The sequence below is a fragment of the Ruegeria arenilitoris genome, assembly GCF_013032855.1.
Taxonomy (GTDB): domain Bacteria; phylum Pseudomonadota; class Alphaproteobacteria; order Rhodobacterales; family Rhodobacteraceae; genus Ruegeria; species Ruegeria arenilitoris.
Genome location: NZ_WQDA01000001.1, coordinates 540,529 through 565,054 on the forward strand (window position 1 = coordinate 540,529; position 24,526 = coordinate 565,054).

A 24,526-nucleotide genomic window follows, 5' to 3' on the forward strand; every position below is an offset into this window, starting at 1 on the left:
CTTTGGCTTTTTGCCATTAGCTGAACCGGGCCGCAGAGGTTGCGGCCCGGTTGCACATTGGAAATGACCCCATGAAAGCTGACTACGCGCTCTTGTCCAAAACCATCGAAGCCCTGACGGAAGGTGAAACTGATCAGGTCGCTCTGATGGCCACCGTCGCCTGCGAGGTGCATCACAGCGACGACCGCTTTGACTGGACAGGGTTTTACCGTGTGACCGAGCCGGAGTTGTTGAAGATCGGACCCTATCAAGGCGGGCACGGGTGTTTGGTCATTCCGTTCTCGCGCGGGGTCTGCGGGGCGGCGGCGCGCACCGGAGAGGTTCAGCTGGTCCCGGATGTGGATGCGTTTGAGGGGCACATTGCCTGCGCCTCGTCGACCCGGTCCGAACTGGTTCTGCCGGTGCGGGACTCTGCGGGGCAGGTCATCGGGGTCTTTGATATCGACAGCGATCAGCCCGATGCGTTCGAGCAGGCCGATGCCGATGGGCTGTCGCGTATCCTCGCGCAGGTTTTCGGGCGTCTGTAGAACCTTTATTCCGGTTCGATCCCCGAGGCTTTGAGCTGAGAGTCCGGCTCCACGTGAATGATGGTCCGGGCCTCGGGCAGCTTTTCGGCGATTGCATCTTCGATCGCGTCACAGATGTCGTGGGCGTCACCGACTGTCATGTTGCGATCGACGACCAGATGAAATTCGATGAACACGGCTTTGCCGGCCCGACGGGTGCGAAGATCGTGAATCTGCAAGGCGCCCTGAGACGAGTTCCGAACGGCGGCCTCGATGATGTCGGTGTCCTCGGTGTGGGCCGCTGAATCCATCAGATCTCCTGCCGAATGGAAAATGACCTTCCAACCTTCGCGCAGAATATTCGCGGCCACCAGACTGGCCAGCAGCGGGTCAAGAACGGCCCAGCCTGTCAGCAATACGAGGATCAGTCCCAGCAAGACCCCGGCCGAGGTCCAGACGTCGGTCATCAGGTGACGCCCATTGGCCGTCATGGCTGGCGAGCGCCGTTTCTGACCCGCCGAGATCAGCACGCGGGCCCAGACCAGGTTCAGAACCATGGCCGCTGCGTTCACGGCCAGCCCGATCGGCCCCAGCTGGTCGAGGTGAGGCGCGAACAAGGCGCCCCAGGCTTCCTGAATGATCAGGATTGCGGCGAGAACGATCAGGGTCCCCTCGGCGATGGCCGAGAAGTTCTCGGCCTTGTGATGTCCGAAAGGATGATTGCTGTCGGCAGGACGTTCCGCCATCCGAATGGCAAACCACGCCAGCAGCGCGCCAACCACGTTGACCAACGACTCCATTGCGTCGGAATACAGAGCGACCGACCCGGTCAAATGCCATGCCAGGACCTTGAGCAGCAGCACCAGCAGGGACACCGCCACTGACCCGATGGCCAGCGCCTGGGACGAAGTTCTGTCAATCATGTGCAACCATTGCCCGATCGCACTGCCAAATGCCAGTTTCAAACAGAACTGTAGGTGAGGAACAGGTAGATCGCGCCCGCCTGCAGAGCCGTAATGGCATACAGCAGAGTCGTCAGCCGCTTTTTTCGGGTCTTGTGCCCGAATATCCAGCGACCCAACAAAGCTGCGGGGCTGCCGCCCAACAGCGCCAGTCGCAAAAGCCACTTCTCCGGGACACGCCGTCTGCGTCGGATCGCCCGCAGCTTGTCCCAGCCGAACACCAGCAAAGTCAAAGCGTTGATGGCCCAGAAATACAGAATGACGATCCACATTCCGCAGCCATAGCGCGGAAGGATCAGGATCGGTAGTGAAAAATATCTTGGAATTTTCACCGATTCGGGACATCGTGAAAAATGTGACGTAAATTTCATGAATCGAGGGGGAGCATGAACGATCAGGCCCATATCGCTGCGACGCTGGGGGCGGACATTCGCGCGCTGCGCAAGGCGCGCGGGCTGACGCTGACCGATATCGCTTCGCGGTTGGACCGGTCGGTGGGCTGGCTCAGCCAGGTCGAGCGCGATTTGTCTGCTCCGTCGATCTCGGATCTGCGCCTGATCGCGGAATGCCTGGGCGTGCCGATGTCGATGCTGTTCGCCCACACCGGCGTTCTGGCCGAGGAACAGGGCTATGTGGTGCGCGCCGGTTCGCGCCGGCCGATGGGGTCGGGCGAGGAAGGGCTGATCGAGGAATTGCTGTCACCTGACCTGACAGATGATTTCGAGATGGTGCATTCCACCTTTGAGCCCCATTCCCGGATGCAGACCCCGGCCAACCGTCCGACGCAAGAGGTTGGATACATGATCTCGGGCCGTCTCGACCTGACGATCGGAGGCCGAAATTTCACCGTCGGCGTCGGGGACAGCTTTCGGATCAAGCACGAACCCTACCAATGGGCAAACCCTTACGACGAACCCGCCGTGGCCGTCTGGGTGATCGCACCGCCGGTGTACTGATGAGCTTTGAGGCCTGGACCATATTCGCGCTGTTCTGGGTGGTGTTCGTGACCACGCCGGGTCCGAATGCGGTGAATTGCATCTCGAACGGGATGAGCCTGCCATTTCCCAAGGCGATGCTTGGGGTCCTGGCGATCCTGACCCAGGCCAGCGCCTTTCTGATCCTGTCGGCTCTGGGGGTGACGGCCCTGATCGCGGCCTCGCCAACCGGGTTTTTCGTGGCCAAACTGATCGGGGCGGGGTTCCTGATCTGGATGGGACTCCGGGGGTGGGTGAACGCCACGCGTCCCGCACCGGCCAGCCAGCGCCCGGCCCGCCATGTGTACCTCCATGCCTTGGCTGTCGCCACGATCAATCCAAAGAGCGTCGCAGGTTACCTGGCCGCTTTTTCCCAGTTCGTGCAGCCTGATGTGCCGATCTGGCAGCAAATGGCGATCATCGTGCCGACGGCGCTGATCATCACGACGCTCAGCTACACCGGGTTCACACTGTTGGGCGCGCTTATGGGCAAGGCGGCGCTGGGCGCCGTGTTCAACGTCTGGGTGCGCCGCATCATGGCCACCTGTTTCATCATCTATGGCGTCCTGCTGGGAACCAGCGCGGCACCTGCAGGAAGGGGATAGAGCCATGCATACAGGATCGTGCCTTTGCGGTTCGGTTGCCTTCACGATCAACGGAGAGCTGTCACCGCCCTCGGCCTGCCACTGCGGGCAATGCCGGCGGCAGTCAGGGCATTATTGGGCCTCGACCGCGACCCACCAGGACAACCTGACCCTGAACAGCAGCGATACTCTGGGATGGTTTCAGGCTTCGGACACGGCCCGGCGTGGTTTCTGCAAGGCATGCGGAAGCTTTCTGTTCTGGCAGCACAAGGACGAAGACACGATTTCGGTTTCGATGGGCGCACTGGACCAGCCCACTCAGTTGAAACTGGCTCGCCACATCTTCGTGGCGGACAAGGGCGACTACTACGACATCACGGATGAACTGCCCCAAAGGGCACAATGACAGGGATCTAGAAACATGAGCGATTTTCCGACCAAGGCCCGCGTGGTCATCATCGGTGGCGGCGTCGTAGGGGCGTCCTCGCTGTACCATTTGGCCAAAAAGGGCTGGACCGACTGCGTTCTGCTGGAAAAGAACGAGCTGACCGCAGGTTCAACCTGGCACGCGGCAGGCAACGTGCCGACCTTCTCGACCTCGTGGGCGATCATGAACATGCAGCGCTATTCGACCGAGCTGTATTCACGTCTTGGCGAAGAGGTCGACTACCCGATGAACTACCACGTGTCCGGCTCGATCCGTCTGGCGCACAGCAAAGAGCGGATGCAGGAGTTCCAGCGGGCCATGTCGATGGGCCGCTACCAGGGAATCCCGATGGAAATGTGGACGCCGGAGCAGGCCAAGGAACGCTATCCGTTCCTGGAAACTCACGATCTTGAGGGCGTTCTGTATGACCCGACCGATGGGGACATCGACCCTGCGCAGCTGACCCAGGCGCTGGCCAAGGGCGCACGCGACATGGGGCAGAAGATCATCCGGTTCTGCCCGGCCACCGGCGTGACCCAGCATGACGACGGCACCTGGACCGTCCACACCGAAAAAGGCGACATCGACTGCGACTATGTCGTCAACGCGGCCGGCTACTACGCGCAGCGCGTGGGCGAATGGTTCAAACCCTTTGGCGGCCGCACCGTGCCCGCGATGGTCATGAGCCACCAGTACCTGCTGACCGACGAGATCCCCGAGGTCGAAGCCTGGTCCAAGGAAAACGGTGGCAAGCTGCCGCTGCTGCGCGACGTGGATATCTCCTACTACCTGCGACAGGAAAAGCACGGCTTCAACCTTGGCCCATACGAGCCCAATTGCAAGGGCCACTGGATGACCGAGGACGACCCGATGCCTGAGGATTTCAGCTTCCAGCTGTGGAACGACGATCTGGACCGGATCGAGGACATCGTCACTGACGCAATGGAGCGGGTGCCGCTGATGGCGACCTCGGGCGTGGGCCGCGTGATCAACGGGCCGATCCCCTATGCGCCCGACGGCCTGCCGCTGATCGGGCCGATGCCCGGCGTCAAGAACGCCTTCGAGGCGCATACCTTCACCTTCGGCATCGCCCAAGGCGGCGGTGCAGGCAAAGTGCTGGCCGAATGGATCGTGGATGGTGCCACCGAATGGGACATGTGGGCCGTCGATCCGCGACGCTACACCGATTACACCGATCAGGACTACTGCAACCAGAAGGGCATGGAGGTCTACGGCAACGAATACGCCATGCACTTCCCCCATCACGAATGGCCCGCCGCGCGCGACAAGAAGCTGTCGCCCGTGCATGCCAAGGTCAAGGAACTGGGCGGCGTCATGGGGGCCTACAACGGCTGGGAGCGCGCCAACTGGTTCGCGCAGCCGGGCGACGACACCTCCGAGGAAAGCACCCACACCTGGGGCCGCTCGGGTCCGTGGGAGCAGCGGATCAAGGAAGAATGCGAGGCCGTGCGCGACCATTGCGGCGTGCTCGACCTGCCGGGTTTCTCGCGCTTTGTCGTCAAGGGCGAAGGCGCGGCCGAGGCGCTGCGCGGGCTGGTCACCGGCGGCCTGCCCAAGGTGGGGCGGATCAACCTCGTCTACATCGCCGACAATCGCGGCCGCATCCTGACCGAGATGTCCTGCATGCGCCTGGGCGAGGATGAGTTCGTGATGATCACCGCCGCCACCGCGCAATGGCACGACCGCGACATCCTGATGAACGCAATGCCCGCGGGCGTCGCGGTCGAGGACGTGACCACCACCCGCGACACGCTGATCGTGACCGGTCCGAAATCGCGTGAGATCCTGTCGGGTCTGACCGATGCCGACCTCTCGCTGGGTTGGCTGACCCATCAGGCGGCCACCGTGGCCGGACAGCCCGCCCACCTGATCCGTGTGTCCTTTGCCGGTGAACTGGGCTGGGAGGTGCATTCGCTCAACGAGCACATGCCCGCGATCTATGACGCGATCCTTGCCGCCGGGGCCAAGCCGTTCGGCATGTATGCGCTGAACAGCCTGCGCATCGAAAAGGGATACCGCGCGTGGAAGGGCGACCTCAGCACCGACTACTCGCTGCTGGAAGGCGGGCTGGAGCGCTTCGCCAAGTTCGACAAGCCGCAGGATTTCCCCGGCAAGGCCGCGTTGCTGGCGGAAAAGCAGCGTGGAGTGAAGAAGTCTTTCGTTACTCTGGTCGTCGAGGCCGGTGACTGCGATGCGCCTTACATGTCCTGCATCTGGCAGGGCGACCAGATCGTGGGCGAGACCACATCGGGCGCCTGGGGCTATCGTGTCGGCAAGTCCGTCGCGCTGGGTATGATCAAGGCCGATCTGGCCAACCCGGGCACCGAGCTTGAGGTGGAAATCTACGGCGAAAAGTGTCGCGCCGTGGTACAGGAGGATCAGCCGCTGTGGGATCCCGCAAACGAGCGGCTGCGCGCCTGAAACAAGGAGGCCCATATGCGCCCGCGATATTCCAAGCAGGGACCCGGTGAGGGTCCCAACTATGACTGGGAGAATGACCATACCTTCGTGAAGGTTTCCGGTCAGGACACGGGCGGGGCCTACACCCTGATGGAAGACAACTTGAAGGCCAGCTTCGCGCTTGGCCTTCATCGCCACGACAGCCACGCCGAGACTTTCTATTTCCTCGAGGGCGCCGTGGATTTCTACGTCGACGGAGATTGGCACCTGTGCACGCCGGGCACCACCATGCATGTTCCGCCGGGTGTGCCGCATGCCTGCCGCGTCGCCGACAACAAACCGGCACGAATGCTCATGATCTTTCAACCCTCCGGGTTTGACGGTTTCCTTGCGGAACTGGCAACCATGACCCAGGCAGATTTTGAGGACGAGGCCAAGATGGCCGATCTGAATGCCCGCTACGACATCGTGCCGATGGGGCCGGTGCCGCCCCATCCCGACGACCAGACCTGAGAAGCCAGCGAAATGAATGCTCCAAAGACGATGTGCGGTGTCTATCTGACAGGTCACGGTGGTCCAGAAGTTCTGGAATGGCGCGAGGATATTCCGGTTCCAGAACCCGGGTCCGGGCAGGTTCTGGTCCGCGTGGTCGCGGCAGGCGTCAACAACACCGACATCAACACGCGGATCGGATGGTATTCCTCGGACGTCACCGGCGCGACGGACGCGGTTGACCAAGAGGTCGAAGCCGGCGGGTGGGGCGGCGCGCTGTCCTTTCCCCGCATTCAAGGCGGAGATCTTTGCGGCATAGTCGAGCAGATCGGGCCGGGTGCCGGCTTCAAACCGGGGCAACGCGTGACCTGCCCGATCAACCTGCCGCGCCCGCGCCCGGGTAACCCGACAGGCTTCATCGCGCTTGGGTCCGAGATCGACGGGGCTTTTGCGCAATACTGCCTGCTCGAGGCGGATGACCTCTATGACGTGACCGCCTCACCGCTGTCGGATGTGGAAATCGCCGCCATCCCCTGTGCGTTTGGCACGGCCGAGAACCTGTTGACCCGCGCCTGCGTGACTGCCGGGCACAAGGTGCTGATCACCGGCGCCTCGGGCGGCGTCGGGCTGGCGGCCGTGCAATTGGCAGCCTTGCGGGGAGCAACCGTCTGGGCGGTGACCAGTGCGGCCAAGGCCGAAGTGGTGCGGGCGCAGGGTGCGGCTGGGACGTTCGACCGCGACACGCCGCTGCCGCCGGACAGCTTTGACGTGGTGATCGACGTAGTCGGCGGCCCGGCCTTTCCCGGACTGATCCGGACGCTGAAGCCGGGCGGCCAATATGCCGTGTCCGGGGCCATCGCCGGCCCGATCGTGCAGGCCGACCTGCGCGAGATCTACCTGCGTGACATCACGATCCACGGCTGCACCCATCAGGCTTTCGAGGTCTTCGGCCGGTTGGTCGAGTTGATGAACGCGGGTCGGATCAAGCCGTTGATTTCCAAGACTTACCCGCTGCGTGAGATCGTGCAGGCGCAGACGGACTTTCAATCAAAGACCCTGCCCGGAAAGCTGGTTCTCGTACCGTAAGGAGGCACCGAGATGGCAGACATCACGCTGTTGGATGGTTCGATCGGTCAAGAGCTGGTCAAACGTCGTGGCGAACAGCCAACTGCCTTGTGGTCAACCCGCGTAATGATCGACGAGCCGGGGTTGGTCGGAGACATCCATCGGGATTATTTCGACCGCGGGGCAACCGTCGCGACAACAAACACCTACGCCGTGCACCGCTCTCGCCTCGTACGAGCGGGGATCGAGGACCAGCTGGAGCAACTCATCGATGCGGCTCTGACACAGGCCGAACTGGCGCGTGATGGGCGGGCGGGGCGTATCGCCGGCGCGCTGGGCCCCTTGCTGGCCACCTATCGCCCCGATCTGAACCCCGATCCCGACGAGGCCGCGCAGAAATTCGCGGAGCTGGTGCGATTGATGCAGAACCGGGTGGACCTGTTTCTGATCGAAACCGTCTCGTCCGTGACCGAGGCCGAAGGCGCGCTGCGTGGAACTGAAGGCTGTGGCAAGCCGGTCTGGCTGGCCCTGTCGGTCATGGACGAGGACGGTAAGCGGCTGAGGTCGGGCGAACCGCTGGGCGCGATCGCGCCACTGCTCGAACGCTTCGATCCTCAGGCGGTTCTGATCAATTGCACCCGGCCCGAGGCGGTGCCCGCGGCGCTGGAGATCCTTGCGACACTTCAAAGACCTTACGGTGCCTACGCGAATGGTTTCACCCGGATTTCCGACGGCTTCCTGAAAGACGCTCCGACAGTCGACGCGCTGGAGGCGCGCCACGATCTCGACCCGTCCGCCTATGCCGCACATGCGATGAGTTGGGTTGACCAAGGGGCCACGATCATCGGTGGATGCTGCGAAGTGGGCCCAGAGCACATCGAAGCTTTGGCCAAAGCCCTGCGCTCGGCCGGGCACAGGATTGTGTGAGTGGCAAGGATGGTGGAGAAACCGGACCTTGGAAAACCCGAAGGCGTCAAGGCGCAATGGCATTTTGACATCATCACCGCGCCGGGCTTCGTTCTGCTGGAACTGGCGTCGGTGGTGGATGTGTTGCGTCTCGCCAATCGGGTTTGTCCGCACCCGCCGTTCACTTATACCTATCGGTCGCTCAAGGGGGGGACCATCGTCAGCAGCAGCGGCGCCAGCATTCCGACCCAGCCCGTTACACGCCAACCGGACGCCGACTATTTGTTCGTGATCGGCAACACCGACCCGGACCAGCCCGAGCTGTCGCTGGGCCGGGTTGTGTCCGACTATACCTATCGCGGTGCGCAGGTCTTTTTGCTGGCCGAGGCCGCCAGCCGATACATCGACGAACACGGCACGCCCGACATGGCAACACATTGGGAAAACGCGTCGATCTTCCGCGAACGCGGCGCCCGGTTCGAGGCCAAGCTTTCGATCGCGACCGAGCAGGGCCCGGTCGTGACCTGCGCGGGAATGGGGGCCACGGCCGATATCGCACTGGCGGTGATCGGGCGTCACATCTCGGGCCCGACCAAGATGACGGTGGCCGACATCATGCTGCATGAACATATCCGCGACTTTTCGTCGTTGCAGCCGTTTTCGGGCGCCAAGACGACAACGACCGGGGACGCCCGGCTGGATCAGTGCATCAAGTTGATGCAGGCCAATATCGAAGATCCGTTGCCCATCAATCAACTGGTCGAAGAGCTTGGAATGTCGAACCGGTCGCTGGAGCGCAAATTCAAGACATTCTTCGGCACCACGCCGAACGGGTTTTATCGCGAGATGCGGTTGGCCAAGGCCAACAACCTGCTTTTGAATACCACTATGAGCGTGCGTGAAATCGGCCTCGCCTGCGGCTTTCCCAACGGGTTCTCATCCGTTTACAAAAGCTTTTTCGGGATCACGCCATTCGCTCTGCGCCGCCAGAAACGCCAATCGGCGCTGCGGTGATTTTTGTGCCGCAGTTGACGTTTTTGCTGCATTTTTTGTCGCCTGTTCGTGGCATTCTGAAACCGACTCGAGATTGGAGACTTCGGAATGGTTGATCTTCCCAGCAAGGCCCGCGTGGTGATCATCGGTGGCGGTGTGATCGGATGCTCGGTGGCCTATCACCTGACCAAGAAAGGCTGGAGCGACGTTGTTCTGCTGGAGCGCAAGCAGCTGACCAGTGGCACGACCTGGCACGCGGCGGGCCTGATCGCACAACTGCGGGCCACCGCGAACATGACCAAACTGGCCAAGTACAGCCAGGAACTCTATGGCGCGCTCGAAGAGGAAACCGGTGTCGCTACTGGGTTCAAACGCTGCGGCTCGATCACCGTAGCGCTGACCGACGAGCGCAAGGAAGAAATCTATCGCCAGGCCGCCATGGCCCGCGCCTTCGGGGTCGAGGTCGAGGAGATCTCGAACGAGCGGGTGGCCGAGCTGTATCCGCATCTGAATCTGGATGGGGTCAAGGGCGCGGTCTATCTGCCGCTGGACGGACAGGGCGACCCAGCCAACATCGCGCTGGCGCTGGCCAAGGGTGCCCGTCAGCGCGGCGCCGTCGTCAAGGAACGGGTCAAAGTCTCCGAGATCGCAAAGCAGGGCCGCAAAGTTACCGGCGTCGACTGGATGGCGGATGACGGCAGCGCCTCGGGCCATATCGAATGCGACATGGTGGTGAACTGCGCCGGGATGTGGGGCCATCAGGTGGGGCGCATGGCAGGTGTCAATGTACCACTGCATGCCTGCGAGCACTTCTACATCGTGACAGAGGGCATCGACGGGCTGACCCAGCTGCCGGTTCTGCGGGTGCCGGACGAATGCGCATATTACAAGGAAGATGCCGGAAAGATCCTTCTGGGTGCGTTCGAGCCGAATGCCAAGCCCTGGGCCATGAACGGAATTCCCGACAGCTTCGAATTCGACCAACTGCCTGAGGATTTCGACCATTTCGAACCGATCCTCGAGGCCGCCTGCAACCGGATGCCGATGCTGGCCGAGGCCGGGATTCATACCTTCTTCAACGGCCCTGAGTCCTTCACGCCCGACGACGCCTATCACCTTGGGCTTGCGCCCGAGATGGACAATGTCTGGGTCGCGGCCGGGTTCAACTCGATCGGGATCCAGTCTGCGGGCGGCGCGGGCATGGCGCTGGCCGAATGGATGGACAGTGGCGAGAAACCCTTTGACCTGGGCGACGTGGACATCAGCCGGATGCAGCCCTTCCAGGGCAACAAGCAGTATCTGTTCGAGCGGTCCAAGGAAACGCTGGGCCTGCTCTATGCCGACCACTACCCCTATCGGCAAAAGGCCACGGCGCGCGGCGTGCGCCGGACGCCGTTCCACCATCACCTGAAAGAAAACGGCGCCGTCTTTGGCGAGCTGGCCGGCTGGGAGCGCGCGAACTGGTTCGCCAATGAGGGGCAGGAACGCGAATACCGCTACAGCTGGAAGCGCCAGAACTGGTTCGAGAACTCGGCCGCCGAACACCGCGCAGTGCGCGAGAACGTGGGCATGTATGACATGTCCTCGTTCGGAAAAATTCGGGTCGAAGGCCCCGATGCCCAGGCTTTCATGAACTATATCGGTGGCGGCGACTACGCGGTTCCAAACGGGAAGATCGTCTACACCCAATTCTTGAACCGGCATGGCGGGATCGAGGCAGACGTGACAGTGACCCGCCTTTCCGAGACCGCCTATCTGGTCGTGACCCCGGCGGCGACGCGACTGGCCGACCAGACGTGGATGATGCGTCATTCGGGCAATTTCAATGTGGTCATCACCGATGTCACGGCCGGCGAAGGCGTTCTGGCGGTGATGGGGCCCAACGCGCGGACCTTGCTTGAAAAAGTTTCGCCCAACGACTTCTCGAACGCGGCAAACCCATTCGGCACCGCCCAGGAAATCGAGATCGGAATGGGCTTGGCACGCGTTCACCGCGTGACCTATGTGGGCGAACTTGGGTGGGAGGTCTACGTGTCGTCGGATATGGCCGGCCACGTTTTTGAAACGCTGCACGAGGCTGGGCAGGACATGGGCCTGAAGCTGTGCGGCATGCACATGATGGACAGCTGCCGGATCGAAAAGGGCTTCCGTCACTTCGGCCATGATATCACCTGTGAAGATCACGTTGTGGACGCCGGTCTCGGCTTTGCCGTCAAGGTGGACAAGGGATGTGATTTCATTGGCCGAGATGCGGTGATTGCTCGCAAGGACAGCGGCCCCAACAGCCGGCTGGTGCAATTCAAGCTGACCGACCCTGAACCGCTGCTGTTCCACAACGAACCGATTATCCGAGATGGCGAATATGTGGGCTACATCAGCTCAGGAAACTATGGCCACACTTTGGGTGGTGCGATCGGCATGGGTTATGTCTCCTGCAAGGGCGAAAGCGCGGCCGACGTGCTGTCCTCGACATACGAGATTGACGTCTGCGGAGTAAAGGTCCGCGCCGAGGCGTCGCTCAAACCCATGTACGACCCGAAATCCGAACGTGTGAAGGTCTGATGGCGGGTTGGGGGCGTTGCTCCTATGCAATTGTATAGCGCCGGATGGAGGTTCTTGACGAGGCCTCCATCTGGCCAAGACTTTACCGGAAAACCAAGCATAGCCGAACATGGTTCTGCCGGTCGCACACCGGACGATAGGGCCGCCGACCCATCACAATTCGTTATGGGCGTCTTCAAGCTTTTCTGAGTTTCAATGGCAAAGGACTTTGCCTAAAGACGGGGGGTATCAGCTGGAGACCATTCATGGCCGAGCGCCCGACCCAAGCCCAGAACACGGATTCGCCAAAAGGCCTTGCGCTGGCTGTTACGGCGTATGTCCTTTGGGGTTTTCTGCCGCTCTACATGAAGGCAATGGCGCATATCGGTCCCGTCGAAATCGTGGCGCATCGCATCATCTGGTCGGTACCGGTGGCCGGGCTGTTGCTGGTCGCGCTGGGGCGAACGGGTGATCTGAAGGCGGCGCTGCGCGATCCGCGCATGTTGGGAATGGCATGCCTGACGGCGGCCCTGATTTCAGTGAACTGGGCTATCTACGTCTGGGCGATCGCCAGTGGCAACGCTCTGGACGCGGCGCTGGGGTATTATATCAACCCGCTGTTCAGCATAGCGCTGGGAGCGATCCTGCTGCGCGAGTCCCTGACCCGAACACAGTTGATTGCCGTGGGGCTTGCCGCCTTGGGCGTTCTGGTTCTGGTGGTCGAGGCCGGCCGTCTGCCATGGGCGGCGCTGGGGTTGATGGTCAGCTGGGGATTTTATGCGTTCTTCAAGCGCTCGTTGCCCATCGGACCAAACCAGGGATTCCTGCTTGAAGTTCTGATTTTGCTGGTTCCCGCGCTGGCTTACGTGACCTGGTTGGGCGTGCAGGGCACCGGACATTTTGGAGGTGCCGCATCGGATACCATGCTATTGGCCGGGGCGGGTATCGTGACCGCCGTTCCGCTGCTGGTCTATGCCAACGGGGCCAAGCTGGTGCGACTTTCGACCATGGGCATCCTGCAGTACATCGCGCCGACCATGATATTCATCACGGCGATCACGCTGTTTGGTGAGCAGATCGACCGCGGGCGTATGATTGCCTTTCCGCTGATCTGGGCCGCACTGGTAGTCTATTCAGTGCCCATGATCCGTCAGGTGCGCGGTCAGACCTGATCGAGGATCAATCGCGCGGCCTGCTCGGCCCAAAGGCGATAGGCTTTGGGGCTTGGGTGATAGCCGTCCACAGCGGCCAAGGCCGGATCGTCGGGCAGGTGCAGCGCCAGATGCCGGGCCTTGGGGAAGCTCGCGATCACCTCTCTCAGCCCTTCGTCAAGGCGCGCGGATTGCCGGCCCAGAACCCATGCCAAGGGCTGTGGCAAGGCCGGAAACCGATCCATCCGCGGGACGCCCGTCACGATCACAGTCCGCACGCCCAGATCGACGGTAAGCACGCGCATCAACTCGGCCTGCTGCCGTTTGAACCGGTTGCAGGTCACGGCTCGAGTGACGTCGTTGACGCCCAAGGCCGTAACAGCCGCGTCAAACTGGCCTTCTGTCCTGCGCAGGTCTTCGATCGCGTTACCGGTCGTGTGGCCGGTCGTTGCGACAAGGCGCCACTCAACGCTGAACTGGCGGCTGAGCAGTTTCACCAGCTGGCCCGACAGCGCCTGTTCCTGAGTGCCAGCCCCAACGCCTGCGGCTGAACTGTCGCCGGTGATCAGCAGGCGCAGTCTCGGCCCGCGGCCTTGCCGGCCCTCACGCGCACCAGCAGGTTCGGGCAGCTGCACGGCCCTTCGTCGCACCATCAGAGCCTGTGCCGCCAGCACCGGCAGCAGCGGAACTCTCAGAAGCTGATCGGCGGCAATGGGCACGGGTGGCTCAGCTCAAAGCGTTCCGAAATTCCAGGAACCGGGGGTCTTTCATGACGCGCGCCATCATGGCCTCGCGCAGGGCGCCAACGGTCTTGTAGGGACGCATGGCGACTTCGAATGTCTGAATCAGCCCGTCATCGTTGAGCGTGATCAGGTCAACGCCAACCGCGTCCAGTTCACCCACCTTGCATTGAAACTCCAATGCCCAGTCTTTGCCATCGCCCATGATCCGGCGGTAGCGAAACTCGGAAAAAACCTGTCCAACATGACCCAATACCGCCGCCACCGGGGCGCGGCCTGTCCAGGTGCTGTAGTAGGTCGGCGGAAGGAACTGCACGTCTTCGGCCAGCAATTCATGGATCAGGCTCTCGTCGCCCTTGGCGACCACTTCCTGCATTTGTTCGATCGTCGGGTGCATGTCATCTCCTCTGCCTGGCGCGAGAGTTGCCGAGAAGCCTTCTCATCGCAAGGACGACGTTGCGAGAGGCGGCGCCCTGCGATAGGCAGCCCGCATGAGCGATACCTATGATCCCCCCAAAACGCCGCTGGACGTGCTGCACGAGGATGCGCAGGTGATCGTGGTGAACAAGCCGGCGGGCCTGCTGTCGGTTCCCGGCCGGGGAGAACACCTGGCCGATTGTCTGCTGGTCCGTGTGCAGGCCGCATTCCCGCAGGCCTTGCTGGTCCACCGGTTGGACCGCGATACCTCAGGCGTCATGATCTTTGCCCAGACACCGCACGCTCAACGGTATCTGGGGCAGCAATTCGAAAACCGGCAGACACGAAAAACCTACGTCGCCCGCGTGTGGGGCCGGCTGGAACCCAAAACCGGCACGGTAGACTTGCCGTTGATCGTGGATTGGCCCAACAGGCCGCGCCAGATGGTGTGCCACGAAACCGGCAAGCCGGCAGTCACGGATTGGCGGGTCGTCCGGTACGACGGGGACACCACCCGCGTTCGCCTGTTTCCAAAAACCGGTCGCTCCCACCAGTTGCGGGTCCATATGCAGGCACTGGGCCATCCGATCCTGGGCGACCCGTTCTATGCCGAAGGACCGGCGCGCGATTTCCCCAGGCTGATGCTTCATTCCGAGGAATTGCGTGTCAAACACCCCGAGGATGGCATATCGATGAAATTTCGCGCTCTGCCGGATTTCTGAGCGCCTTGAGGGCGGCGGGTATTCGCCGATCTCACGTTTTTGTCGCTTGAGCCTGTTTGTGTCAGGCGTGCTATAATCACGTCAAACACGTAACCCGGAAAAACGGGTGCAGGAGCAGAAGGTGAACCCATGAAAATTTCCAGATTCTTGCTGCCGATCGGGCTGAGCGCTGCATTTGTGCTGGGGGCCTGTACCGACCCCGGTACATTGCGGGTTCAGGACGACCCAAACCAGAACGCCAAGCAGGGAGCGTTGTTGGGCGGTCTGATTGGTGCCGGTGTTGGCGCCATCGCCAATGACTCGAACCCTGGGCTGGGTGCCGTTGCGGGTGCGGCCATTGGTGCTGCCGGCGGCGGGTTGATCGGCAACCAGTTGGACCGGCAGGCAGCCGAACTGCGTCAGCAACTGGCCAATGACGGTATCACGATCGTCAACGCCGGAGACCGGCTGATCGTCACGGTTCCGAATGACATCACCTTCGATACCGACAGCGCCACGGTCCGGCCTGCGCTGAGAGCGGATCTGGTCCGCGTGGGGCAAAACCTGGTGAACTATCCCAACTCGAACGTACAGATCATCGGGCACACCGACAGCGATGGTGAAGCCGGTTACAATCAGATCCTGTCCGAACGCCGCGCCAATGCGGTGGCGGATGTTCTGCAGGCCAATGGCGTCAGCTATGCGCGCATTGCCACGATCGGCCGCGGTGAAAACCAACCGATCGCCTCGAACCTGACGCCCGAGGGCAAGGCGCAGAACCGCCGGGTCGAGATCGTGATCGTGCCAAGCGGCAACGCCTGAGCCGATCAACAGCCAACCGCCGGGGGCCGCCGCGAGCGGCCCCTTTCTTTTTGCACATTGACTGCGCGTCAGGCGGGCTATGGTTTGCGGTCGGGATGACTAAACTGCAGCCGAAACACATGACGGAGATATCCTGATGTCCGAACCGATCCTTCTGGGCCTGTCCGGCTCGTTGCGGCAGAACGCCACCAATCGACGCCTGATCCGTGAAGCGGCGCGCCTGTTCGGCGCGGGAACGTTCATCGAAGCTGATCTGAATCTGCCACTCTATGATGGAGATGCTGAGGAGGCCGAGGGGATCCCGGCCGAAGTTCAGATCCTGGCGGATCAGATCGCCGGTGCCCATGCGGTGGTCATTTCCACTCCGGAATACAACAAAGGGCCGTCAGGCGTTCTGAAGAACGCGCTGGACTGGGTCAGCCGGACCAAGGGCAATCCCTGGACCGACAAACCGGTTGCGGTGATGTCAGCAGCGGCGGGCCGGGCCGGAGGCGAACGGGCGCAGATGATCCTGCGGTCTTTCATGGTGCCGTTTCAGCCGCGCATCCTGCAGGGCCCCGAAATTCATCTGGCCGACAGCTCGAACGAGTTCGACGATGCAGGTCGATTGCGCAGCGACCGGTACGAACGGACGCTGGGCCAGTTGATGGAGAAGCTGCGGGCCGAAGCAGGGTTCTGAGCCTTGTCGGGCTGGCCGAGCCTGCTTAGGGTGCGGCCATGACGGATCAAGTTTCCTCGGAAATTCAGCACGACGTGATGGACCCTGCCCGGGCGGCGGCGTTTCAGGTGGCGTTGGGGCAGGCACCTTCGATCGGGATGGGCACGTCGCTGCCGCCGTTCTTTCACCAGCTGTATTTCTGGTCGCCGCGCCCGCCCGAGGGCTTGGGGCGCGACGGCCATCCCGTGGTGGGCGAAGGGCTCGTCCCCGACCTCGGTCTTCCGCGTCGGATGTGGGCCGGTGGGCGATTACGGTTCGCCGCTCCGCTGATTGCTGGCACACCAGCCGAACGCCGCTCGACCTTGAGCAATGTGAGCACCAAAACTGGACGGACCGGGCCCTTGGGGTTTGTGACCCTCAAGCACGAAATCTGGCAGGACGATACGCTGTGCCTGACCGAATGGCAGGACCTTGTTTATCGCGAGGACCCCTCGGCCGATGCACCAAAACCAGCGGCCTCCGTTGCCCGGACGGACGAAACAGACCTGCGCCAGGTCGCGTTCGACACCACGCTGCTGTTTCGGTACTCGGCGCTGACTTTCAATGGCCACCGCATCCACTATGACCTTGACTATGCCCGCGATGTTGAAGGCTATGCCGGGCTGGTGGTTCATGGACCGCTTCTGGCGCAGCATCTGATGCTGCTCGCCACTGATCTCATGGGGCCGCTGGCCGAGTTTTTCTTTCGCGCGGCCTCTCCGCTGATGCATTTCGAGCCTGCCACGCTGTGCCGAAACGGAAACGATTTTTGGGTCCGCGGTTCTGACGGGCGGCAGTGCATGCAGGCCGTGGCCCTTCCACGGTCACAGTGACGCCTCGGGGCGGAAGCCTTCGGGGATCGTATCCTGTCCGTCCAGCACCAGATCTGCCATGACCTCGGCTACCTTTGGGGCCATGCCGAACCCGATCTTGAAGCCGCCATTTGCAATGAACTGGCCCTTGTGCAGCGGGTGTGCGCCCAGCATCGGCGCTCGGCTCTTGCTGCGGGGGCGGACTCCGGCCCAACGCTCGATCACTTCCGCGCCGTGTAGAACAGGAACCGCCTGCAACGCGCGCTGGATCACATCGTCAAGCGCAGCATCGGTGCCGGTCGGGTCGTCATAGTCCCGCTCGGACGTCGAGCCGATGGCCAGTGTCCCGTCGGCGTGGGGCACGAAATGGATCGACTCCGCAAACAGCTGCGGCACCTGGCCCGCGTCGAACCGCAGCAGTGCCGCCTGTCCCTTGACCCCGTTTCCGACCGCCTTGCCCAAAGCATCGGACAGTTCCAACAGGCCGGACACCCCGGTCGCATGAATGACTGCCCCGGTGTCCGGGGCCTCGGGCACGACCTCAACCCCCATCACGGCCAGCGCGGCCACCAGCGCGGCGCCGGCCCGGCGTGGATGCATGCGTGCACTCAACGTATCGTGGATGACGAAACCCGTTGCGCTGGGCGGGCACCACGATCCGACCGAGCGCGCCTCGACCACGGTCCATTCAGCCCGACCCTGCCACAGGTCGCGGGCCGAGGCCGCACGCTGATGCGCCAGGTCGAGGCTCTTTGGGTCGTTGATGGGCTGGATCCGCCCCAGACGCGCATAGCCGGGCGAAACGCCGCCGGTGGCCTCCACCTGTCGCCAAAACGGTTCGGCCATCAGCAGGCTTTCGAATTGAAATGCTTTCTTGTCGTTCCAGTTTTCCGGAACGTGCGGGGCAAGGGCGCCCACCAGCCCGCCGCTGGACCCTGAACCCGCGCCGTAGGGATCGACGACCCGGACCCTGGCGCCACGTCGCGCACAGGTCCAGGCGATGGACAGGCCGAATATCCCAGCCCCGCGGATCGTCACATCGACCATTGCCAATCCCCTTTTCCTTGTTCAGTGTCGCGCCGCTTAGCTACAGGATTTCCCGATGGCAGACCAGCGCGCCAAATTGTCGTGGAGGGATGAGACAGTCCCTGTTTCTGATCGTTTCGACGACCCCTATTTCAGCCTTCAGAACGGACTGGAGGAGACCCGTCATGTCTTTTTGCAAGGCAACGATCTGCCCGCTCGCTTTGCCCCCGGTTTTCACATCGCCGAGCTGGGGTTCGGAACCGGACTGAACATGCTGACCGCTTGGTCGGAATGGGAGAAGTCCGGACAATCGGGTCCGCTGACGTTCACCAGTTTCGAAGCCTTTCCGATGGCCCCTGCCGATATGAAGCGCGCGCTTGCGGCCTTTCCCGAGCTGGCGCCCTGGGCCGACCGGTTCCTTGACCGATGGCAGGGTGGCGGCTGTGATTTGGGCACGCTGCGTCTGACCGTGATCGAAGGTGATGCCCGCCAGACCCTGCCTGTTTGGGACGGGCTCGCCGATGCCTGGCTCCTGGATGGGTTCTCGCCCGCCAAGAACCCTGAGCTGTGGCAGCCGGAACTGATACGGCAAGTGGCGGCCCATACAGCGCCCGAAGGGACGGCCGCCACCTATACCGCAGCCGGGTTCGTGCGGCGTGGGTTGCAGGAAGCCGGGTTTTCGGTATCCCGCGCGCCGGGATACGGCCGCAAACGGCACATGACGCGGGCGACCAAGGCATGACCCAGACAAACAACGTGCGGGCGGGTATTGCGCTGATGATCGCGGCCACGATCGTGTTTGCGTTGCAGGACGGCATCTCGCGCCATCTGGCCGGCACGTACAACACCTACATGGTGGTCATGCTGCGATACTGGTTCTTTGCAGCTTTCGTGATTGCCTTGGCGGCGCGTGCACCCGGTGGTCTGGCGGCCGCCGCCAGGACGCGGCAACCGGGCCTGCAGATTCTGCGCGGTCTGCTGCTTGCCGGCGAGATCTGCGTCGCCGTCTACGGCTTTACCATTCTCGGTCTGATCGAGAGCCAGGCGGTGTTCATCTGCTATCCGCTTCTGGTCGCCGCGCTCAGCGGGCCGGTGCTGGGCGAGAAGGTCGGCTGGCGGCGCTGGTCGGCCATCGGGGTCGGATGCGTTGGCGTGCTGATCATTCTGCAGCCCGGCATGGGCGTTTTCAATCCGTGGGCAGTAATCCCCCTGATCTCGGCGCTGATGTTTGCGTTCTATGGTCTGCTGACCCGCTATGCCGCGCGTCAGGACAGCACCGCAACCAGCTTCTTCTGGACCGGGATCGTCGGTGCATTGGTCATGACCTGCATCGGCCTGTGGTTCTGGGAGCCGATGGTGCCGCGGGATTGGTTCTGGATGGGGCTGCTGTGCATTACCGGCGTTCTGGGGCATTGGCTGCTGATCAAGTGCTACGAGATGGCCGAGGCCAGCGCCGTACAGCCCTTTGCCTATTTCCACCTGATGTGGAGCGCAATCCTGGGCATCACGATCTTTGACGAGACCCTGCGCCCCGCGGTGATCGCGGGGGCGGGGCTGGTGGTAGCGGCGGGTCTGTTCACCCTATGGCGCGAACGCAGACAGGGTTGATCCGACCAACTCCTGCGAGAAGGGGATCGGCAGCGCGGGTTTGCCCAGCCTTGCGCGGTAAACAGGCAGGCTCTCGGTCACCCGCATCACATAGTTGCGGGTCTCGTTGAAGGGGATCGTCTCGATCCAGTCGACGATATCCACCGCGCCGGTCCGCGGGTCGCCGTAGCGGTCCATCCATGATTTCGGGCGATTGGGGCCGGCATTGTAACCTGCGGCCATCATCACGACGTTGCCGTTGAATTCAGCAGCCAGCCCGGCCAGATAGTTTGCCCCCAGTTTGGCGTTGTATCGCCAATCCGAGGTCAAACGTCCCGTCTGATGGCCGCTGAGAATGCCAAGTTCCTGCGCGACCAGCTTGGCGGTCGCAGGCATCACCTGCATCAGGCCGCGCGCGCCGGCACCGCTGATCACGACCGGGTCGAATTCGCTTTCGCGGCGGGCGATGGCCAGGGTCATTTCCTTGGCCATTGGCAATCCGATATCCGCAACGGGATGGACTGGATAATACGCCGCGGGCAATACGACTCCATTCGTCGCGGCCCGTTTGGCGATCATCACAGCCAGATGCGGCTCCTTCAACTCGACCGCCAGATCACCCAGCTGGCCGGCCTGCACCGGATCCAGGCTCTCGACCAGGTGCGTCAGGAACCGTTCGCCCAATTCCGGCTCGCCAGCTCGTATCAGCAGCAGCCCCGCCTCAAGCACACTGGACTTGGCGAACTCGGCCTGTTTCCAATGGGGCGCCCGGCGCGGGTTGGCCAGGTCGCTTTCAAATGGCCGTCCGATCTGTTCTGCAGCCAACAGGCCATAGAACGAGGTCTGGTAGTCGGCGCCGATTGCATAAGCCTCGTAGGCTTTCTCGGCGTTTCCGGTTGCGGCGTAGGCCCGGCCCAACCAATACCCGCCCCGACCCATCGAGATCGGAGACTTCACAGCCCCCAGGAAGTTCTGGAAATGCCGAACGGCTGTGGCCGGGTCGTTCAGCTTGCGCAAAGCCAGGAAACCCGACAGCCACTCGAGGTCGGCATATCCATACCCCATCTCGGGTGTCATGTGGTGATTGGCGGCGATGGCATAGGCCCGGTTCGCATCACCCTGACGCATTTCCAGCCGAGCCAGCCTGCGTCGCCCTTCGGCCCACTTGTCGGGTTCGCCCAGCGCCTGCGGGCTGGTCGAGCGCGCCAGCATCAGGTCAATGGCACTGTCGTCCAGCTCTTTGCGGTCCCGCCATACGAACCGGTCAAAGGCTAGCCCCGGATCATCGGCAAGCGCCTTTGGAACGGCGGCAACCTTGCCATCCACGCCGGGTTGGCGCTTTTGCAGGGCGATCCGCGCTTCGGCCAGTTTGCGGTAGTCTTCGCTGACCAGCGGCAGCATCTGGGCCGAGCTGATCAGATGACCATCCCACAGCATCCGGTCCAGACGAGCCTCGTGATGCGGTTTCAGCAGTGATCCGAAGTTCTGAACGTAGTCCTGCTGCAGGCCCGAGCCCATCGGCATTGTCCGCCAGGCAGTGACGATATCCGCCTCGGCCTCACCGGTTCGGCCCTTGGCCTTCAGTGCCACGGCATAGTTCAGAGCTCCTTCGGCGGTCTGCGGGGGGGTGTCCTTGTAGAACTTCAGCACCCGGTCCGGGTCCGCGCCGGTAAAGGACGGCTCGCTTTTGCGGCGCAGCCAGGCAAGGCCCGGCCAGTCGGGCCGCCGGTCCAGAAAGACCAGAACATCGCCCGAGCTGCCGAACCCTTGGCGCAGCCAGTGCCACACGATGATGTCGCGCGCGACCGAGCCGCGGGTGCCGGCCACGCGCAAGGCGGCGTTCCAGTCGCCTTTGCGCATTTCGGACATTGCGGCCCGAAGATCGGACACCGCATCGGCCCGCACGGCCTGAGTTTGAAGCGTCAAAGCTAGAATCATCGTCGCGATCAGCGACAGAATCCGTGTCATCCCTTGCATTTCCCGACCAACCGAGGATACAGCCATTCAGGATAAACCTTGCGCCGCCGGGATCAACTCAAGAAACCTAAATTCGTGTCGGCCCGCGACGCACATCACACGATTGAACCTCAAGGAGCGTTCCATGTTCAAAGGCTCGATGCCAGCTCTCGTCACCCCGTTCCGCAACGGCGAGTTGGACCTGGATACGCTCAAACAATTGGTGGAATGGCAGATTGCCGAAGGGTCGACCGGTCTGGTGCCCGTCGGCACGACCGGCGAAAGCCCGACGCTGAGCCACGAGGAACACGAAACCGTAGTGGCCGAGGTGGTCAAGGCCGCCGCGGGGCGCGTGCCGGTCATCGCCGGGGCCGGGTCGAACAATACGGTCGAAGCCATCCGGTTCGTGCGATTCGCACAGAAAGTGGGTGCGGATGCGGCATTGGTCGTCACGCCCTACTACAACAAGCCGACTCAGAAAGGCCTGTTGTCCCATTTTCGGGCGCTGCATGACTGTGCGGATATTCCGATCATCATCTACAACATCCCGGGCCGCTCGGTCATCGACATGAACCCGGACACCATGGGTGCGCTGGCGCAACTGCCTCGGATCATCGGTGTCAAGGACGCCACGGGCGATCTTGCCCGCGTCAGCCAGCAGCGCGCTGCCTGCGGCAAAGACTTCTGCCAGCTTTCTGGTGAGGACGCGACGGCCCTGGGTTTCAACGCTCATGGTGGCGTTGGCTGTATCTCGGTCACCGCGAACGTGGCCCCAAAGCTGTCCGCCGAGTTCCAGCAGGCGACCCTGTCGGGCGACTATGCGACGGCGCTGGAATATCAGGATCGGTTGATGCCGCTGCACGAGGCCATATTCATCGAACCGGGCCTGGTGGGTGCGAAATACGCGCTCAGCAAACTGGGACGCTGCACCGAAGAAGTGCGGTCGCCGCTGACGACGCTGGAAGACAGCACAAAGGCCGCGATTGATGCCGCGATGGAGCATGCGGGCCTGATCTGATCAGGCGCGTTCCGAAAGTAAAAGGGCGGTGTCCGGGAGAACCGGCACCGCCCTTTGCTTGCCTGCAGAGCGACTTAGCGCTTGCCGTAGTACAGCCCGACCACATGTTCGGCCTGGGCAAAGAACAGCCAGCGCGAGGTTGCGATACCCGCCATATGAGACAGCACCGCCAGCGCTCCGACCAGGTGGTTGAACGGTAGGATCAACAGACCGACGGGAACCACGAAGGCCAAGGCAAAGGAAATGGCCCGCAGCTTGTCTGCGTGTTTGCGTCCGACAACGTGAACGAATTCGCGCAGCAGATAGTTGGTTCCTGTATGCGGCGGTTCAAACGCGCGGACAGAACCCCTGTCGCCAAGGCCAGTTGCCGTACCAAGATTGGTTCCCGAATTGGCCAAGGCCTGATCGCCCGAACGCCAGTACAAAATCTGAACCAGCGCAGCGATCAACAGCAGCGGGATCGCAAATGCGGTCTGCCCCGCCAGAAGCGCGCCACCGGCCACGCTGAAGCTCAGAAACATCACGGGCGTCAGTGTCAGGTTCCACCGCGGGATCGTCTTGAGTTGCGTGTAGATCATCGAGGTCGTGAATACGGTCGCCAATGAGAGCAGCGAACCGATCAGACCCAGACCGGACCAGCGTTGGTCCAGAAAGATCACGCCGATCGCATAGAGCCCCATGACCAACAGGGCCAGAACTGCGCACCAGCCCTCGCGGCTGAGCCAGCTTGTCTTCCATTGGGTGAACGCCTTGAGGGCGCGCTCGGGGTGGCCGAGGTGAAAGGTCGAGGCCATGAGCCCACCCACGGACAGCGCATAAGCGATGGCGAAGAATACGAAGGCCACCCAGCCCGAGACATTCGGAAAGCCGAGGCCCAGGAAAAACAGCAGGCCGAAGCCCAGCCCCGACAGAGTGGTGAACAGGATGACGGAAGGTGCGGGATGCATGTCAGAGCTTCTCCAATGCCTTGTCCAGCCAGCCAAGGAAGCCCTTCGGCTCGTCGGCGACCGGCGCCAGCAGGGGCGCCAGGATGTCGATCTGGTCCTCGACCGTATCCTTGGGGCGGGGTGGCAGGTATTTGTTGACCGGTTTGGTACCCATTTCGGGCATCAGATCCATTCCGCCGCGCTCGGCCACCAATTGGCTGACCTCGCTGTCGGGGTCGCCCAAGTCACCGAAATGGCGGGCCCCCGCGGGGCAGGTCCGCACGCAGGCGGGAACGCGGTCTTCCTCGGGCAGGTTGTCGTTGTAGATGCGGTCAACGCAAAGGGTGCATTTCTTCATGACACCCTCTGCGGCGTCCAGTTCGCGCGCGCCATAGGGGCAGGCCCAGGCACACAGGCCGCAGCCGATGCAGTCGCTTTCGTTGACCAGCACGATCCCGTCCTCGACCCGCTTGTAACTGGCGCCGGTGGGGCAGACGGTGACGCAGGGCGCATCCTCGCAATGCAGGCAGGATTTCGGGAAATGGATCAGCTGGGCGGCACCTTCGGCCGGCTGCACCTCGTAAGAGTGCACCCGGTTCAGGAATGTGCCCGAGGGGTCCGCGCCATAGGCGTCCTGATCGGACAGGGGGGCGCCGTAGTTCTCGGTGTTCCAGCCCTTGCAGGAGATCACGCAGGCATGACAGCCGACGCAAGTATCCAGGTCAATGACCAGGCCCATTTTTCGCTCGGTGGATTGGGGAAGTTGGGTCATGGCGTCTGCTCTTTGTCGAGGGCCGGGGCC

General features: G+C 62.5%; 26 protein-coding genes. 18 read left to right on the plus strand and 8 right to left on the minus strand.

Annotation, left to right across the window (positions count from 1 at the left end; genetic code table 11):
* Window positions 1-71: 71 nt before the first annotated feature.
* Window positions 72-527: a GAF domain-containing protein gene (locus tag GOW72_RS02610; RefSeq protein WP_170342295.1), complete on the plus strand. Its 456-nt coding sequence runs from the start codon at window positions 72-74 to the stop codon at window positions 525-527.
* Window positions 528-532: 5 nt separating this feature from the next.
* On the opposite strand, the gene GOW72_RS02615 is transcribed toward GOW72_RS02610, so the two are convergent.
* A complete protein-coding gene (locus GOW72_RS02615) occupies window positions 533-1,429 on the minus strand; it encodes a cation diffusion facilitator family transporter (protein ID WP_170364940.1) in 897 nt (298 codons plus the stop codon).
* Between the two features lie 38 nt (window positions 1,430-1,467).
* Window positions 1,468-1,800: a DUF1294 domain-containing protein gene (locus tag GOW72_RS02620; RefSeq protein WP_342355334.1), complete on the minus strand. Its 333-nt coding sequence runs from the start codon at window positions 1,798-1,800 to the stop codon at window positions 1,468-1,470.
* A 54-nt stretch (window positions 1,801-1,854) separates the two neighbouring features.
* Between GOW72_RS02620 and GOW72_RS02625 the strand changes: the two genes are divergently transcribed.
* The 10 genes from GOW72_RS02625 (at window position 1,855) to rarD (ending at window position 13,043) form a co-directional block, all read left to right on the plus strand.
* Window positions 1,855-2,424 (plus strand): helix-turn-helix domain-containing protein, encoded by a 570-nt coding sequence (locus tag GOW72_RS02625; protein WP_093964278.1) that lies wholly within the window; start codon window positions 1,855-1,857, stop codon window positions 2,422-2,424.
* Entirely contained in the window at window positions 2,424-3,047 is a 624-nt protein-coding gene (locus GOW72_RS02630; protein ID WP_170364943.1) for a LysE family translocator, read from the plus strand. Before GOW72_RS02625 ends, GOW72_RS02630 begins: the two co-directional genes overlap by 1 nt.
* Before the next feature lie 4 nt (window positions 3,048-3,051).
* Window positions 3,052-3,432, plus strand: a complete 381-nt coding sequence (locus GOW72_RS02635) for a GFA family protein (RefSeq protein WP_170364279.1) — start codon at window positions 3,052-3,054, stop codon at window positions 3,430-3,432.
* A gap of 15 nt (window positions 3,433-3,447) precedes the next feature.
* The gene (locus GOW72_RS02640; RefSeq protein ID WP_170364946.1) at window positions 3,448-5,895 is read left to right on the plus strand and encodes a GcvT family protein; all 2,448 of its coding nucleotides are present in this window, start codon (window positions 3,448-3,450) and stop codon (window positions 5,893-5,895) included.
* Window positions 5,896-5,910: 15 nt separating this feature from the next.
* Complete coding sequence (locus GOW72_RS02645; protein WP_093964282.1) at window positions 5,911-6,387, plus strand: cupin domain-containing protein; 477 nt, start codon at window positions 5,911-5,913, stop codon at window positions 6,385-6,387.
* Between the two features lie 12 nt (window positions 6,388-6,399).
* Complete coding sequence (locus GOW72_RS02650; RefSeq protein WP_170364948.1) at window positions 6,400-7,452, plus strand: alcohol dehydrogenase family protein; 1,053 nt, start codon at window positions 6,400-6,402, stop codon at window positions 7,450-7,452.
* Window positions 7,453-7,464: 12 nt separating this feature from the next.
* Window positions 7,465-8,358 (plus strand): homocysteine S-methyltransferase family protein, encoded by an 894-nt coding sequence (locus GOW72_RS02655; protein ID WP_170364950.1) that lies wholly within the window; start codon window positions 7,465-7,467, stop codon window positions 8,356-8,358.
* Between the two features lie 9 nt (window positions 8,359-8,367).
* Window positions 8,368-9,351 (plus strand): GlxA family transcriptional regulator, encoded by a 984-nt coding sequence (locus tag GOW72_RS02660; RefSeq protein ID WP_170366001.1) that lies wholly within the window; start codon window positions 8,368-8,370, stop codon window positions 9,349-9,351.
* 87 nt (window positions 9,352-9,438) lie between these two features.
* Window positions 9,439-11,892 carry a GcvT family protein gene (locus GOW72_RS02665; protein WP_170364952.1) on the plus strand — a complete coding sequence of 818 codons (2,454 nt, stop codon included), beginning with the start codon at window positions 9,439-9,441 and terminating at the stop codon, window positions 11,890-11,892.
* A gap of 245 nt (window positions 11,893-12,137) precedes the next feature.
* Window positions 12,138-13,043, plus strand: a complete 906-nt coding sequence (gene rarD / locus GOW72_RS02670) for an EamA family transporter RarD (RefSeq protein ID WP_170364954.1) — start codon at window positions 12,138-12,140, stop codon at window positions 13,041-13,043.
* Here the strand turns inward: rarD and GOW72_RS02675 are convergent.
* Window positions 13,034-13,741: an SGNH/GDSL hydrolase family protein gene (locus tag GOW72_RS02675; protein WP_342355335.1), complete on the minus strand. Its 708-nt coding sequence runs from the start codon at window positions 13,739-13,741 to the stop codon at window positions 13,034-13,036. The genes rarD and GOW72_RS02675 overlap by 10 nt on opposite strands.
* Before the next feature lie 7 nt (window positions 13,742-13,748).
* Window positions 13,749-14,159 (minus strand): nuclear transport factor 2 family protein, encoded by a 411-nt coding sequence (locus GOW72_RS02680; RefSeq protein WP_170364955.1) that lies wholly within the window; start codon window positions 14,157-14,159, stop codon window positions 13,749-13,751.
* A 94-nt stretch (window positions 14,160-14,253) separates the two neighbouring features.
* Between GOW72_RS02680 and GOW72_RS02685 the strand changes: the two genes are divergently transcribed.
* From GOW72_RS02685 to GOW72_RS02700, 4 genes are all read left to right on the plus strand, one after another.
* The gene (locus GOW72_RS02685) at window positions 14,254-14,901 is read left to right on the plus strand and encodes an RluA family pseudouridine synthase (RefSeq protein WP_170364291.1); all 648 of its coding nucleotides are present in this window, start codon (window positions 14,254-14,256) and stop codon (window positions 14,899-14,901) included.
* Window positions 14,902-15,030: 129 nt separating this feature from the next.
* Window positions 15,031-15,702, plus strand: coding sequence for a YiaD family glycine zipper/OmpA-like lipoprotein (locus GOW72_RS02690; protein WP_170364958.1), 672 nt, complete (start codon window positions 15,031-15,033; stop codon window positions 15,700-15,702).
* A gap of 136 nt (window positions 15,703-15,838) precedes the next feature.
* A complete protein-coding gene (locus tag GOW72_RS02695) occupies window positions 15,839-16,381 on the plus strand; it encodes an NADPH-dependent FMN reductase (protein ID WP_170364960.1) in 543 nt (180 codons plus the stop codon).
* A 38-nt stretch (window positions 16,382-16,419) separates the two neighbouring features.
* Window positions 16,420-17,232: an HTD2 family dehydratase gene (locus GOW72_RS02700; protein ID WP_170364962.1), complete on the plus strand. Its 813-nt coding sequence runs from the start codon at window positions 16,420-16,422 to the stop codon at window positions 17,230-17,232.
* On the opposite strand, the gene GOW72_RS02705 is transcribed toward GOW72_RS02700, so the two are convergent.
* Window positions 17,224-18,258 (minus strand): NAD(P)/FAD-dependent oxidoreductase, encoded by a 1,035-nt coding sequence (locus GOW72_RS02705; RefSeq protein WP_170364964.1) that lies wholly within the window; start codon window positions 18,256-18,258, stop codon window positions 17,224-17,226. The two genes, GOW72_RS02700 and GOW72_RS02705, sit on opposite strands and share 9 nt — an antisense overlap.
* 55 nt (window positions 18,259-18,313) lie before the next feature.
* Between GOW72_RS02705 and mnmC2 the strand changes: the two genes are divergently transcribed.
* Together mnmC2 and GOW72_RS02715 are read left to right on the plus strand one after the other, a co-directional pair.
* A complete protein-coding gene (gene mnmC2, locus GOW72_RS02710; RefSeq protein ID WP_170364966.1) occupies window positions 18,314-18,979 on the plus strand; it encodes a tRNA (5-methylaminomethyl-2-thiouridine)(34)-methyltransferase MnmC2 in 666 nt (221 codons plus the stop codon).
* Entirely contained in the window at window positions 18,976-19,845 is an 870-nt protein-coding gene (locus GOW72_RS02715) for a DMT family transporter (RefSeq protein ID WP_170364968.1), read from the plus strand. Before mnmC2 ends, GOW72_RS02715 begins: the two co-directional genes overlap by 4 nt.
* Here the strand turns inward: GOW72_RS02715 and GOW72_RS02720 are convergent.
* Entirely contained in the window at window positions 19,819-21,792 is a 1,974-nt protein-coding gene (locus GOW72_RS02720; RefSeq protein ID WP_170364970.1) for a lytic transglycosylase domain-containing protein, read from the minus strand. The genes GOW72_RS02715 and GOW72_RS02720 overlap by 27 nt on opposite strands.
* Before the next feature lie 133 nt (window positions 21,793-21,925).
* On the opposite strand from GOW72_RS02720, the gene dapA reads away from it, so the two are divergent.
* Window positions 21,926-22,798, plus strand: coding sequence for a 4-hydroxy-tetrahydrodipicolinate synthase (dapA, locus tag GOW72_RS02725; RefSeq protein WP_170364973.1), 873 nt, complete (start codon window positions 21,926-21,928; stop codon window positions 22,796-22,798).
* A 74-nt stretch (window positions 22,799-22,872) separates the two neighbouring features.
* Here dapA and GOW72_RS02730 read toward each other — a convergent pair whose 3' ends face one another.
* Both GOW72_RS02730 and GOW72_RS02735 read right to left on the minus strand, forming a co-directional pair.
* Window positions 22,873-23,745 (minus strand): dimethyl sulfoxide reductase anchor subunit family protein, encoded by an 873-nt coding sequence (locus GOW72_RS02730; protein WP_170364299.1) that lies wholly within the window; start codon window positions 23,743-23,745, stop codon window positions 22,873-22,875.
* A 1-nt stretch (window position 23,746) separates the two neighbouring features.
* Window positions 23,747-24,496, minus strand: coding sequence for a 4Fe-4S dicluster domain-containing protein (locus GOW72_RS02735; RefSeq protein ID WP_170364975.1), 750 nt, complete (start codon window positions 24,494-24,496; stop codon window positions 23,747-23,749).
* Between the last annotated feature and the right edge of the window lie 30 nt (window positions 24,497-24,526).

Bases quoted from the DNA above. Each gene is read 5' to 3' on its own strand.
- dapA (WP_170364973.1), top strand. From the start codon at position 21,926: ATGTTCAAAGGCTCGATGCCAGCTCTCGTCACCCCGTTCCGCAACGGC.
- GOW72_RS02720 (WP_170364970.1), bottom strand. From the start codon at position 21,792: ATGACACGGATTCTGTCGCTGATCGCGACGATGATTCTAGCTTTGACG.
- GOW72_RS02610 (WP_170342295.1), top strand. From the start codon at position 72: ATGAAAGCTGACTACGCGCTCTTGTCCAAAACCATCGAAGCCCTGACG.
- GOW72_RS02700 (WP_170364962.1), top strand. From the start codon at position 16,420: ATGACGGATCAAGTTTCCTCGGAAATTCAGCACGACGTGATGGACCCT.
- GOW72_RS02735 (WP_170364975.1), bottom strand. From the start codon at position 24,496: ATGACCCAACTTCCCCAATCCACCGAGCGAAAAATGGGCCTGGTCATT.
- GOW72_RS02715 (WP_170364968.1), top strand. From the start codon at position 18,976: ATGACCCAGACAAACAACGTGCGGGCGGGTATTGCGCTGATGATCGCG.
- GOW72_RS02705 (WP_170364964.1), bottom strand. From the start codon at position 18,258: ATGGTCGATGTGACGATCCGCGGGGCTGGGATATTCGGCCTGTCCATC.
- GOW72_RS02615 (WP_170364940.1), bottom strand. From the start codon at position 1,429: ATGATTGACAGAACTTCGTCCCAGGCGCTGGCCATCGGGTCAGTGGCG.
- GOW72_RS02730 (WP_170364299.1), bottom strand. From the start codon at position 23,745: ATGCATCCCGCACCTTCCGTCATCCTGTTCACCACTCTGTCGGGGCTG.
- GOW72_RS02690 (WP_170364958.1), top strand. From the start codon at position 15,031: ATGAAAATTTCCAGATTCTTGCTGCCGATCGGGCTGAGCGCTGCATTT.
- GOW72_RS02660 (WP_170366001.1), top strand. From the start codon at position 8,368: ATGGTGGAGAAACCGGACCTTGGAAAACCCGAAGGCGTCAAGGCGCAA.
- mnmC2 (WP_170364966.1), top strand. From the start codon at position 18,314: ATGGCAGACCAGCGCGCCAAATTGTCGTGGAGGGATGAGACAGTCCCT.
- GOW72_RS02635 (WP_170364279.1), top strand. From the start codon at position 3,052: ATGCATACAGGATCGTGCCTTTGCGGTTCGGTTGCCTTCACGATCAAC.
- rarD (WP_170364954.1), top strand. From the start codon at position 12,138: ATGGCCGAGCGCCCGACCCAAGCCCAGAACACGGATTCGCCAAAAGGC.
- GOW72_RS02625 (WP_093964278.1), top strand. From the start codon at position 1,855: ATGAACGATCAGGCCCATATCGCTGCGACGCTGGGGGCGGACATTCGC.
- GOW72_RS02640 (WP_170364946.1), top strand. From the start codon at position 3,448: ATGAGCGATTTTCCGACCAAGGCCCGCGTGGTCATCATCGGTGGCGGC.
- GOW72_RS02685 (WP_170364291.1), top strand. From the start codon at position 14,254: ATGAGCGATACCTATGATCCCCCCAAAACGCCGCTGGACGTGCTGCAC.
- GOW72_RS02665 (WP_170364952.1), top strand. From the start codon at position 9,439: ATGGTTGATCTTCCCAGCAAGGCCCGCGTGGTGATCATCGGTGGCGGT.
- GOW72_RS02645 (WP_093964282.1), top strand. From the start codon at position 5,911: ATGCGCCCGCGATATTCCAAGCAGGGACCCGGTGAGGGTCCCAACTAT.
- GOW72_RS02680 (WP_170364955.1), bottom strand. From the start codon at position 14,159: ATGCACCCGACGATCGAACAAATGCAGGAAGTGGTCGCCAAGGGCGAC.
- GOW72_RS02630 (WP_170364943.1), top strand. From the start codon at position 2,424: ATGAGCTTTGAGGCCTGGACCATATTCGCGCTGTTCTGGGTGGTGTTC.
- GOW72_RS02650 (WP_170364948.1), top strand. From the start codon at position 6,400: ATGAATGCTCCAAAGACGATGTGCGGTGTCTATCTGACAGGTCACGGT.
- GOW72_RS02695 (WP_170364960.1), top strand. From the start codon at position 15,839: ATGTCCGAACCGATCCTTCTGGGCCTGTCCGGCTCGTTGCGGCAGAAC.
- GOW72_RS02655 (WP_170364950.1), top strand. From the start codon at position 7,465: ATGGCAGACATCACGCTGTTGGATGGTTCGATCGGTCAAGAGCTGGTC.